This is a genomic window from Bacillus sp. NPDC094106, from assembly GCF_044764345.1.
In the GTDB taxonomy this organism is placed as follows: Bacteria; Bacillota; Bacilli; order Bacillales; family Bacillaceae_G; genus Bacillus_A.
Window position 1 is genome coordinate 1 of the sequence record NZ_JBIWHY010000031.1, and the last position, 11,840, is coordinate 11,840.

Annotated in this window: 12 protein-coding genes and 1 pseudogene; 10 read left to right on the forward strand and 3 right to left on the reverse strand. The window is 33.7% G+C overall.

Translation table 11 applies throughout. The features are described 5' to 3' along the window. Positions 1-93: 93 nt before the first annotated feature. From ACIQ7L_RS26715 to ACIQ7L_RS26725, 3 genes and pseudogenes are all read left to right on the forward strand, one after another. Positions 94-651, forward strand: a pseudogene (locus ACIQ7L_RS26715) (helix-turn-helix transcriptional regulator); the annotation flags it as partial. Positions 652-726: 75 nt separating this feature from the next. Further along, entirely contained in the window at positions 727-1,359 is a 633-nt protein-coding gene (locus tag ACIQ7L_RS26720; protein WP_400573062.1) for a type 1 glutamine amidotransferase family protein, read from the forward strand. 370 nt (positions 1,360-1,729) lie between these two features. Then, complete coding sequence (locus ACIQ7L_RS26725) at positions 1,730-2,257, forward strand: DUF4352 domain-containing protein (protein ID WP_400573064.1); 528 nt, start codon at positions 1,730-1,732, stop codon at positions 2,255-2,257. 192 nt (positions 2,258-2,449) lie between these two features. On the opposite strand, the gene ACIQ7L_RS26730 is transcribed toward ACIQ7L_RS26725, so the two are convergent. Next, positions 2,450-3,880 carry an IS4 family transposase gene (locus tag ACIQ7L_RS26730; RefSeq protein ID WP_400573066.1) on the reverse strand — a complete coding sequence of 477 codons (1,431 nt, stop codon included), beginning with the start codon at positions 3,878-3,880 and terminating at the stop codon, positions 2,450-2,452. Between the two features lie 441 nt (positions 3,881-4,321). On the opposite strand from ACIQ7L_RS26730, the gene ACIQ7L_RS26735 reads away from it, so the two are divergent. Beyond that, complete coding sequence (locus ACIQ7L_RS26735) at positions 4,322-4,918, forward strand: TetR/AcrR family transcriptional regulator (protein WP_400573068.1); 597 nt, start codon at positions 4,322-4,324, stop codon at positions 4,916-4,918. A 62-nt stretch (positions 4,919-4,980) separates the two neighbouring features. Further along, positions 4,981-6,123 (forward strand): MFS transporter, encoded by a 1,143-nt coding sequence (locus tag ACIQ7L_RS26740; RefSeq protein WP_400573070.1) that lies wholly within the window; start codon positions 4,981-4,983, stop codon positions 6,121-6,123. Between the two features lie 251 nt (positions 6,124-6,374). Here the strand turns inward: ACIQ7L_RS26740 and ACIQ7L_RS26745 are convergent, their stop codons facing one another. After that, entirely contained in the window at positions 6,375-7,301 is a 927-nt protein-coding gene (locus tag ACIQ7L_RS26745) for a serine hydrolase domain-containing protein (RefSeq protein WP_400573072.1), read from the reverse strand. Between the two features lie 253 nt (positions 7,302-7,554). Between ACIQ7L_RS26745 and ACIQ7L_RS26750 the strand changes: the two genes are divergently transcribed. From ACIQ7L_RS26750 to ACIQ7L_RS26760, 3 genes are read left to right on the forward strand one after another with little or no spacing between them, the layout of a single operon-like run. Beyond that, positions 7,555-7,929 (forward strand): GntR family transcriptional regulator, encoded by a 375-nt coding sequence (locus ACIQ7L_RS26750; protein WP_400573073.1) that lies wholly within the window; start codon positions 7,555-7,557, stop codon positions 7,927-7,929. A 2-nt stretch (positions 7,930-7,931) separates the two neighbouring features. Then, positions 7,932-8,801, forward strand: a complete 870-nt coding sequence (locus ACIQ7L_RS26755; protein ID WP_400573075.1) for an ABC transporter ATP-binding protein — start codon at positions 7,932-7,934, stop codon at positions 8,799-8,801. Continuing rightward, positions 8,794-9,420, forward strand: a complete 627-nt coding sequence (locus ACIQ7L_RS26760) for an ABC-2 transporter permease (protein ID WP_400573077.1) — start codon at positions 8,794-8,796, stop codon at positions 9,418-9,420. Before ACIQ7L_RS26755 ends, ACIQ7L_RS26760 begins: the two co-directional genes overlap by 8 nt. A 126-nt stretch (positions 9,421-9,546) precedes the next feature. Here the strand turns inward: ACIQ7L_RS26760 and ACIQ7L_RS26765 are convergent, their stop codons facing one another. Further along, positions 9,547-9,894 (reverse strand): LysE family translocator, encoded by a 348-nt coding sequence (locus ACIQ7L_RS26765; protein WP_400573122.1) that lies wholly within the window; start codon positions 9,892-9,894, stop codon positions 9,547-9,549. Positions 9,895-10,183: 289 nt separating this feature from the next. Here ACIQ7L_RS26765 and ACIQ7L_RS26770 point away from each other — a divergent pair, with 289 nt between their 5' ends. Continuing rightward, the gene (locus ACIQ7L_RS26770) at positions 10,184-10,981 is read left to right on the forward strand and encodes a phosphotransferase (RefSeq protein WP_400573079.1); all 798 of its coding nucleotides are present in this window, start codon (positions 10,184-10,186) and stop codon (positions 10,979-10,981) included. 394 nt (positions 10,982-11,375) lie between these two features. Further along, the gene (locus tag ACIQ7L_RS26775) at positions 11,376-11,543 is read left to right on the forward strand and encodes a type 2 periplasmic-binding domain-containing protein (protein ID WP_400573081.1); all 168 of its coding nucleotides are present in this window, start codon (positions 11,376-11,378) and stop codon (positions 11,541-11,543) included. Positions 11,544-11,840: the final 297 nt, after the last annotated feature.

The window sequence follows — 11,840 nt, forward strand, 5'->3', positions numbered from 1 at the left end:
TCGCTAATGTGTTAACTCCACTGACGTTAATCGTCCGTTAGGTCGAAACGTTAGAAACCCCCACTTCAAGCTTTGCTAAGTGGGGGAGTATTCATGGAACCTTTCTTGGAGGAGTTGGAGCAGGCCGTAGCTGACGGATACTCTGTAAAAATTCGATACCATAAAAGTGGCGAAGAGCAATCAAAGTATAGATTGATTGATCCGTACAGAATTATTTATTGGAATAATAAGTGGTATGTGATTGGATTTTGTCATCTTAGGAATGATATCCGTAGTTTTAGAGTAGATCGAATTGAAAGTCTAATGCTAACCGAAAATAAGTTTAACCGGCCAGAAAATTTTTCAGCACGTGATTTTTTTATGAAAAACCTCCTTCCAACTATAGAAGATAAGGAAGGGATTATTTATTTGGTTATTAATGGAAACACAAGGGCGTTGGGTGATATTTGCCAACATTGGTTTTTAGGACATTATTTACAAGAACGGACTTCAAATCAAGCAGTATTTCTTCTTGAAAAAAATATGATACATACATATGTACCTTATTTACTTTTACCGTACGGTAAATCTATTCAAGTTATTGAGCCAATAAGTCTTAAGAAAAGACTTATTGAAGTTCTGTCAGAGTTAGTAAAATTTCATCAAGTATGATAACTTCCCTGACGTTAGCTGTCAGGGAAGTTATATTATAATAGGCTATATCAATTGTGATTGGAGTGTTATTGGATGCAAACAAAAAAAGTTTATCTTTATGTATTTCATACAATGTCAGACTGGGAATATGGGTATTTAATTGCTGAATTAAACTCGGGAAGATATTTCAAAAAAGATGTAGCCTCTTTAAAAGTAGTTACAGTAGGAGCTAATAAAGAAATTATTACTACGATGGGAGGACTGAGCATAAAACCAGATATTTCCCTTGATGAATGTACTCTTGAGAGTAAAGATCTTTTAGTTTTACCTGGAGGGAATACTTGGAGAGAAGATATTCATCAACCTATTTTGAAAAAAATTGGCGAAGCTTTAAAGCTTGGCACTATTGTTGCTGCAATTTGCGGTGCAACTGAGGCCCTCGCGAATATGGGATACTTAGATTCTAGAAAGCACACAAGCAATGACTTAGAGTATATTAAAATGGTCTGTCCTAATTATAAAGGAGAAAAATTTTATGAGATGGAACCTGCGGTATCTGGTGAGGATTTGATTACTGCATCAGGAGTAGCACCTCTGGAATTTACGATGGAAGTACTGAAAAAATTAGATGTATTTGCACCAGACACATTACATGCATGGTATAACCTAAATAAGACTCATAAACCTGAATACTTCTTCCAGTTAATGAATTCAATAAATAGATGAGCTAAAAAAATCAATTTAGCAGTTTTATAGTAGTTTAAATAATTACCATGATTTAGACGATGTCAAAGCATGTTTTTTGTATATAACTTAAAAATGTTTATGGAAGTAAAAAACTTACAAAGCACTATTTATGATAATTGAAAATCTTACACTTTTTTATTACCTGCTAGATTAATAACCCAAATACTTGTATATAAACTTCGACAACAGTAAATAAAAACTCATTTAAATAGCGGTATGTAAGGTGGATGTATATTAATAAAAAAAGTTTAGGAATCTTACATTTATGAATGGCAACTTTTAACTAGATTTGTTATACTAATCTTTGTGTCATCGTGTCACATACATATGAGATTTTGGAGGATTTACAATGAAGAAGTTTTTTAAATTTGGGTGTTTAGGTATTATTGCCCTTGTAGTGATCGGTATCGTAGTAGCTGTTGCCGGTGGAGGAGATTCTGAAGAAACTAAAACAGAAAAAGCCAAAACTTATAAGGTCAATGAAGTTGTAAAAGCTAAAAAGGTTGATGTAACAGTTACAAAAGTAGAAGAAAAAGCATCTGTTGGACCTGAAATTGTTAAAAAAGATGCTAGTAACGGTGGTACTATTGTAGCAGTTCAATACAATATGAAAAACACTTCTGATAAACCAGTAAATTCTTTCTCATTGCCAACTATTCAATTAGTGGATGAGAAGGGAACTAAATATGATGCTGATGTTGAAGCAAGTGCAAGTTACGCAACTGAAACAAATATCGATAATTCAAAAGTTTTAAGTGACTTAAACCCAGATATCCAAGTAACAGGCACTAAAGCGTTTGAAGTAAGTAAAGAAAAATATGGTGCAGGTAAATGGTACTTGTTAATTGATGGAGACTACAAAGTTGAAATCAAGTAAGCATAAAAAGACTGTAGACAAACTTGATGAAAATCGAGTTTGCCTACAGTCTTTTTTGTTTTAGGGGTAGCGTCACATACCCATCAAGCTAATCAAGTAAATTACTAGTTATGAAACGATCCTTGTTTCATAACTGGTAATTTATAGAAAGGTAGGCATGCTAAAGAAGCCTATTAAAACGTGATTTTTTCGCTAGGCAACTTGTCTATTCTTCACCGTCGTTTTATACACAATCCCTAGAATATCAAAGACGGTCACCTTCTTATACCGATGACATTTACGACTGTTCTTTTTGAGCAGCTGATAAAGGCGATGCAGAATTTTTAAAAGTTTTTCTGTGCCAACGGCTATCGCTTGAAACAGTAATGGAAAGTAATCTTTAATCATATACATCGCTTTGTATTCACTCAGCTCCTGTTTTTTCTTTTCAAGCAGAAACTGACGCATTTGAAACATCGTAGAAGAACAGAGGAGAATGCCGATGAGTTGTCCATATAAATGGCACTCTAGGCGTTCTCTTTTTATATTTTGACATTCATCAATTTCAAAGAGTGACTTCCACGTTTTAAACAAAATTTCAATCTGCCAACGAAGTGAATATAATGGATGCACGTAGTTCGTCGGTACTTCTTCTAGCACCGTGTTCGTGATATATACATTCATGCCCATTAAACGTTTACTTTTATCCTTCATGACAATGCCTTTCTTCTTTTCACGTATCGCTTGGTTTTTCAGACGTGTTTGCGTTTGATCATCGGTTAAACGATGGATAATAACACGTGCTGGAAGTTTCTGATTTTGGTCAATGTATGCCTTAGGGATTTCTATCGTTTCACCAGGGATTAGATCCGACATCATTTGTGTCATATCAAGCTGGATGTATTCTGTCTGCTTTTTTAACGTACCATTGTTGAAGTATTCTGGTTCAGGGTTCTTGGTATAAATGCGTGTATTCAGCTTCAACCGTGAGATATAGTAAGCCTCTTTATCATGAATGGTTTGTAAGTCTCCTAAATCGAAGTAACCAAGATCACGTAAACACAAATCGCCTGCTTCTACGGTTTCAAGGCAAATGGTACCGTATGTTTTATCATTATTCTTTCCCGGTCCAAGCTGCACGTTAAGAAATTGACCACTAAGTAAATCATATTCCAATTGGATTTTCACGCCTGCCTTATTACTACTCCCACCTGAACCTTGATAGTCAGTAGCGAATTGATCAGGTAGTTGAAACACTGTTGCATCTAGAATACGGATACGATTGAAAGTAGAGATTATATGTGCAGAAAGTGAGTGATTAGAACAGAGTTTTTGTGTGAGAAGGGAAGTAAACACTTCTCGAAGAAATGCGACAGCTGCTGGATTAAAGCGTTGATTCAGTCCTTCTGGGCTCATGAGTGTAGCTGTATTTGTATAAAGCTGACTACATAATCGAGTAAGAGAATCGCTTGCTACGTGTTGACTAATCCAAATACATAAAGCGGCCAAATCACGTGCGCCATATTTACTTTTACGTTTTACGAAACCGGTCTCCTGTGCGAGCTGTTGAAGGATGCTTGGGGATAGATATCGCTGTAATTCTTCAGCGAATAAATGAAACTCATCTTGAATCGATAGAGTCATACAAAACGCCATCCTTTCTGTATTTTTCTACAAAAAGAATAGCGTTTTTTTTGTTATATGGATACAAATTTACCTTAGATTGATAGCGATGTATGGTAACCCCAATTAGACCAACGACTTCTCCTTGGCTGAGTTTCGCTCCCCGACTTTTCCTATGGAAACGTAGAAAAACAAATGATTAAACAATTTATATTTTGTCTTTTTGTGGCTTTGTAAAATAGATTGATCATTTATAACAAAGTTTGATAATTAATAATAAAGATTGATGAAATTGTTAATTCAAATAAGACTTGTATTTGAATAAGGGAGCTATTTTTAATTATTCGTAATCTAAAATAATCAAATTTTATTTTACAGTAACAATAAAACAAAATTATTGACCATGTGGTACAAAAAAGAGTATTCTATTAATGTTATCTTTAAAATGAGAGGAGGATACGATTGAATAAACGCGGCAGACCCCGAGAGTTTGATTATTCCTCAATTGTAGATGTTGCAATGAAAACATTTTGGTTAAGAGGATATGAAGGGTGTTCTACACAAGATTTATGCAGTGATACAGGACTTGGAAAAGGAAGTTTATACAATACTTTCGGTAGTAAACATGAACTGTATAAACAAGTATTAGAACGCTACCATGAAATTGGGATTAGGGAACAAAAGAAATTGTTAGATACTCCAATTCCAGTTAAAGAACGATTAAGTAATTTTTTTGAATGGGCATTGAAAGAAGACTTTGAGAATATTGATCAAAAAGGATGTTTATTGATTAATGCCAGTATAGAACGTGCTAAAAACGATTTAATGGTACAAGAAATTTTCTCGAAGCATGTTGAACTTCTTAAACAAGCTATTGAAACAGTGATGGAGGAAGGATTGCAAACAGGTGAAATTTCAAAGAAGCAATCAGCTGAGGAATTAGCTAGTCTGCTTTTAAGCAGTTATTACGGATTCCGTGTTCTTAATGTAGCGATGCAAAATCGGATGTTGTCTGAACAAGTTATCAAAGGAACAATGGAGTCTATTTGTGGCGCTTAGTGCGCTCTTTTTTCGCACTATTTTTGTACCAATCATTACAATAATGAATAAGGAGTGTTTTTATGCCATCGATTATTTATTTATTAGCTTTAGCAATCTTTTGTATGACTACATCAGAATTTATGGTTGCAGGTATGATGAATGAACTTGCTCTTGCATTCCAGGTTTCTGTATCATCTATTGGGTATTTAATTTCAGCTTATGCAGGAGCAATGGTAATAGGAGGCCCCATTTTAACTGCAATCCTCTTACGAATGCGCAGCAAACAAGCATTATTGTTTTTAATGTTCGTATTTTTAATTGGTCAATCGCTCGGAGCTATTGCTTGGAACTATGATATTATGATGATTTCACGTATTATAACTGGTATTGCTTCAGCTTCAGCTTTTGGAGTTGCGATTTCCTTTTCTGCAACATTGGTTCACTCTGATTCAAGGGGAAAAGCTGCATCAATTGTACTTGCAGGTTTAATGTTCGCAACTGTATTAGGTTTACCTATAACAACCGTTATTTCGCAATATTTTGGCTGGCGTATTAGTTTTGGGGCTGTTTCTGTTCTTGTGCTAGTATCAGGGATTATGATTCAACGGTTGTTACCATTATCTTCAAATAAAGAGCAATTAAATTGGAAAGACGAACTTCTGCGATTTAAGAATATTCATCTTTGGGCAGCGTACGTAACAAGTATGTTCATTATTGGTGGTACGTTTGCAGCATTTAGTTATTTCACTCCGATCTTTACAAATGTCACAGGCTTTTCAAGTGCAAGTATTCCATATTTACTTGCTCTCTATGGTAGTGCGACGGTAATTGGGAATATAATAATTGGCAAGTTCGCTGATAAATTTACAATGAAAATACTTATGGGTGGATTAATTATATTAATCATAGCGTTGTCTTTATTTGCTTTAAGTGCAGAGAATAAATACATTGCAGTTATTTCTACGATTTTTATTGGTTTAACTGGTGTAGCATTGAATCCAGCTATGGTTGCGAGGGTGATGAAAACAGCTAGTAATGGAATAATGATAAATACCGTTCATAGTTCTTTTATTACGCTAGGTATTGTTATTGGTTCGTCACTAGGTGGTCTTGGGATCAGTAAAGGATATGGTTTTGTATCTCCGCTATGGATTGGAGCTTGTTTAGCTATCCTTGGGGTAATTTCATTATTTCCATATTTACATAAAGGAAAGGCAGATTAAGATGTTTAAAATTTCTTTATATGGGGTAGCGTCAGGAAAATGCGGTTTTACAACGTTAAGGAAGTTTAAATATTAAAAAGCCTAATTTCTCAATTTAATGCGAAGAAATTAGGCTTTTTTCATTGCTCCATTAAAGCGCCCTTTAATGGCATAACAAGATGTTTCTATTAGCTTGTTTACTTGACAAGAAAATGTCTTTGTTGCATCTTATTTGAAGAATGCGTATTAACAACACATAATCCTCGATAAGATTATAGTTTATCGATTAATGTCTCCCATGTAAGTTCAAGAACACCCGTCATATTTTGTGGTTCATTTGAAATATATGTTATAACTGCATTTTTATCTGGCAGCATTACAACATATTGACCATATAAACCATCCATACGATATGATTTAGGCCAAGAGTTCATCCATATTTGATAACCGTATCCTTGATGATGGTCTGCCGTAGCAAAATAAGGATTAAAATCGTTGGTCTTTATTTGGACAGATGTTGCTTGTTCAATGTAACTTGAAGGAATCAGTTGCTTACCTTTCCAGACACCTTTATCGAGAATTAATTGCCCGAATCTAGATAATTGTTCTGCTGTTAAATATAAACCTGAGAATCCTTGTGGAATTCCTTTTGGACATGTATCCCATTTAGGTTTTTGTATGTCTAAATGTTTAAATATCTTTCTATCTAAGTATTCATCCAAGTTACTTCCTGTAGTAATACTTATGATTTTTGAAAGCATATAGGTTGCGGCATTGTTATATGTAAAATGAGTACCTGGTTTAAATACAATCGGTTCATCAAAGAATAATTGTGAAATATCCCATTCCTGACCACTACTCCAATCAGCCTTCATAACTGGGCATTCTGCATGTCCAGTTCCCATGCAAAGCAAATCATAAATAGTCATCTCTTTTAAGTATTCATTCATTGGGTCATGTTGAATATCTGAGAAAAAATCTATAACATGGTCATTAATTTTAAAGTACCCATCCCTAATGGCAATACCGACTGCCATTGATGTAAATGTTTTGCTTATTGAATATAAAAGAGCAGGCTTTTCTTCTTCAAAATCATGTTTTGCAATTATATTTCCATTTTGCCTAACAATTACATTCAGAATATGAAGGTTCTGGCTATTTACAGATAAAATCAAATCATTCAATAATTCATTATTCATTGTAACTCCCTCCATTAAATATATATTTCTTAACAATCCTTAATTCGTATAATCCTACTAATGAGTAGTTTTAAATGTATTGACACAGATAAATTATATCATTAGTGATAACTTATTTAAGTGTAATTCTTCGCAAAATTCTTTCCGATGTTATCAAAAATATTTTTACTTGAGAATCTTATTCCATTGTATATATTGTATATATTGTGCGTATTGTATATAATGTGTATAGAAGCTAATAAGGAGTTAAAACATGAAAATTTTACTATCTAATAGTTCTAAGTCACCCATTTATCAGCAAATCATTGACCAAATTATATTACAAGTATCAAATGGGACATTGAAAGAAGATGATGCATTACCTTCCATGCGTTCATTAGCAAGGGACTTGAAGATAAGCGTTATTACTTCAAAAAGGGCGTACGAAGAACTTGAAAAAGCAGGTTATATCTACTCTATAGTAGGGAAGGGCTCGTTTGTTGCAAAACAAAACAAAAAACAACGAGTGGATGAATCAAGCGATCCAATACGTGAAAAGTTTAGTGTAGTCGTTCGAGAAAGTAAGGCTAATCATTTATTACGGGATGAATTAATACAGATTATTAATCGTATCTATGAGGAGGAGTAGAAATGGAAAACATTGTAGAACTGAAAAATATTTCAAAAACATACAAAGGATTTTCTTTGAAAAATGTATCATTTAATATCAAAAAGGGGTTTGTAACGGGATTTATTGGCGCAAATGGTGCAGGAAAAAGTACGACAATTAAACTTATTATGGACCTTATTAATAAGGATAGTGGGGATATCAAAGTTTTTGGTAAGGATCATCAAAAGGATCAAGTTTCTATTAAAGAGCGTATTGGATTCGTATACGATGACAATATCTTTTATGAAGATATGACAATTCATCAACTGAAAAAATTCATTGCTCCAGCCTATAAAAAATGGGATGAAAATCAGTTCAAATTCTACATACAGCACTTTGAGTTATCGACTAACATAAAAATGAAAAAGATGTCTAAAGGGATGAAAATGAAGACTTCCCTAGCGTTTGCACTTTCACATCATGCCGAATTTATTATTATGGATGAACCGACATCTGGACTCGATCCTGTATTTCGAAGAGAACTTTTAGACATCCTTTATGATTTAATGGTCGATCAAGATAAAACAATTTTTTTCTCCACACATATTACAACTGATTTAGATCGTATTGCTGATTATATTGTATTTATTCATAATGGAGAGGTTGTGTTTGAAAAAGATATACATAGTATTTCTGAAGAATATGCAATTGTAAAAGGGGATACAGCCTTGCTTACACCGAAAATCAGAGAACAATTAATCGGAATTCGTGAAACAAACGTGGGATTTGAAGCACTCACAAGTAACGCCAGCCGTTCACGTACGCAATTAGGGAATGATGTATTAATTGAAGAAGCGACATTAGAAGATATTATGTACTATACAAAAAAGGGGAATGTTCAATATGTATAATTTAATATTAAAGGATTTTCGATTGCAAAAATTAATTATGGTGCTCTATATACTTACCATATGCCTTTATATTGGGACATTGGGAAGCTTTGGTTTTATAGTCGTTTTGGTGGCTTGTTGTTATATGTTAAATCTACATTATTACGACGAAAAGAATAATAGTCACAAGTTTATCAATAGCCTGCCTTATAGTAGAAAGACAATTATTATGTCAAAATATATCGGTACAATGTTGTTTACACTTATAGTAGTTCTATTCTCATTATTGATTCAAGCGGTAGTTCAAGTTGCAGCCCCGACTTATGGGGTTAAAATTGAAACTCCACAGGCAATTGTGGTTAGTGTTCTTACTGTCATGTTGCTTACATCTATCTACTTACCATTTTGCTATCGCTTTACCAATAAATATTTGTTAGCTGCAGTCAGCTTTACTTTCCCTATAGTTGTTATTTCATGGAGAAAAATTGTGGAACATTTAAATATTATCAATATTTTTCATAACATCACTACACAATTTACTATTAATCAACTAATTACACTTGTTTCAATCGTTACCATACTTATATTTATCGGCTCTTACTTCTTAACGGTGAGAATTTATAAATGTACTGATTTTTAAAAATTCTTTTTAACGGAAATATAGAATACCTAACAAGTAAAACGTTTTTTATTATAGGAGGCTGTCCCAAAAGTAGCTGAATAGCTACTTTTGGGACAGCCTCCTTCAAAAATTCAAAAAGCTTTTTTATTTTGTTCCCATTACAAGTTTTAGCCATAAACAGAGTAGAACTACACCCGTTGTTCGCTCCATAATACGCTGGATAGCTGGCTTTAAAATCCACGTTCTGAACAAGTTCATAATGGAGATGTAGCAGATGAACCACCCCAATGTTAGTCCAGAATAGATTAGTCCCAATAGCAAGACTTGAGGAAAAAAACTTTGCGTTGTATTTGTGAATTGGGGAAGAAATGTTAAAAAGAACAAGGCAACCTTAGGATTGAGAACATTTGTTAAGATAGATAAGCGATTTTGAAAAGATGTACTGAAAGTAACGAGATAGAATAATTGAAAAACTATAAAAATTCCCTTTATTTAGTTGGTGATTTGTGGTAATATTTAATTTCGAGATGTAAAGAGAGGGGAATCTATACTACATATGTGGAATAACTTGAAATGATTATTTAACTAGATAGAGACAGTTGCGGTCCTTGATTCTTAAGGATGCGTTTATTTGTCTATCTAAAATCATTCAAGGGACACATGGTGTGGACAATTACATTCCCATTGCCAAGCAGATACCTTTGTATATCTGCTTTTATTTATGGGCAAAAATACATCTCTATTGACACAATTATAGCGTCCCTAAATAGGGGGAATTTTAATGAAAAGCCAGTACGAAAATGAACAAATGCTAACAGGAGGGAATGTCTCAAACGTATATCGTTCGGGAGATACGGTTCGACGAGAATTAAAGCCTGATAGTGTTAAAATTCATACATTGCTAAAGCACCTTGAAAGCAAAAGCTTAAATAGTGTGCCAAAGTTTCTAGGTATTGATGAAAAAGGGAGAGAGGTCTTATCTTTTATCAAAGGAGAAGCAGGCAATTATCCGTTAAAAAAATACATGTGGTCGGATGAGGCTTTAAAAGAGATCGCAAAAATGCTTCGTCTCTATCATGAGGCGGTGAGTGATTTTCCAATGGAAGAACGTTGGCAACCCATTGATAACACCCCGCAGCCATTTGAGGTGATGTGCCATAATGATTTTGCTATCTATAACATTATTTTTAATCACGAAAAACCAGTAGGTGTGATTGATTTTGATTTGGCTGCTCCTGGTCCAAGACTTTGGGATATCGCCTATACGCTTTACACTTGCGTTCCTTTAAGTAGACTTTATCATACAGAAGAAGGCGAAGCCATTTATTATGATTCGTTAAAGGATGCTGAGCGAATCAAACAAAGGGTTAAATTGTTTTTTGATTCCTATGGTATGGAGGGAATAGAAAAAGGGTTTTTAAAGATGGTATTGCTACGAGTAGAGGGATTATGTAAAACCATGCAAAGGAAAGCCAAAGAAGGCGATATGGCGTTTCAAAAAATGATTGACGAAGGACATTATAATCATTATCAAGAGGAACTTCGATTCATTCGCGAACACGGAAAAGAGTGGATTTAAGAGAAAAATCTTGGTGAACTAACCAAAATAAATGTAGTTAACCGTAATAAATGAACAAAAGAAAAGAGCGTGTTAAAAAAATCGAAATACGCTCTTTTTGTATTAAATTGAATAATTCTTTTATCAAAAGGTTTAATCATTATTGAGGTCTCGCCAACAAAACGCGAATTTCGTACGTTATCAAGACCTAAATTCAAAGGAACCTAAAATATAAGAGTCCTAACATATTATATATGACTAATATGTTAGGCTTTTTTATTTTTGGTAATAATTTTTGGACCTGAGTTTGCGTAATATTTTTCTTTATTTACTTCTTTGTAGCTTTAAATTAAAGCTCGATCAAAAACATGTATTAGAAACATATAATTTTTCTTATTTAATTAACAGCGGATAGGTGTCTGCAAATAAATTATATCAATCAGAAGTTATCTACAAAGAAATATGTGATTCTAAAATTGTTGCGGAACTAGCCGTTGCATACCGAAAGACGAATATAAACCCAGAGTTACAAGAGTTTTTGAAAATAGCGAAAGGCAAGGCGATGAACACATTTACAAAATGACGAGAAAAATGACAAAACTGTAAGAATGCACGAATGTTTGTAAGAAAGTTCGATGTTTTCCTTTTTCTTTTTTTATTATAGTGAAAAAGAAGAAAGATGACGTTTTCTCAGCTCGCGTTTAAAAACGTTAGTCGAAATATACGTACGTATGCCGCTTATTTTTTAAGTGAAAACGTCATGTTAGAGGAAGAAACAGTACATTCACATAGTTAAGAAGTAGTTAAGTCCCATTTAAACCTTTTTTCCCATAATAAAATTATAAGCGTACAAGAAGGTTGGTATTTTTAGATGAGTACA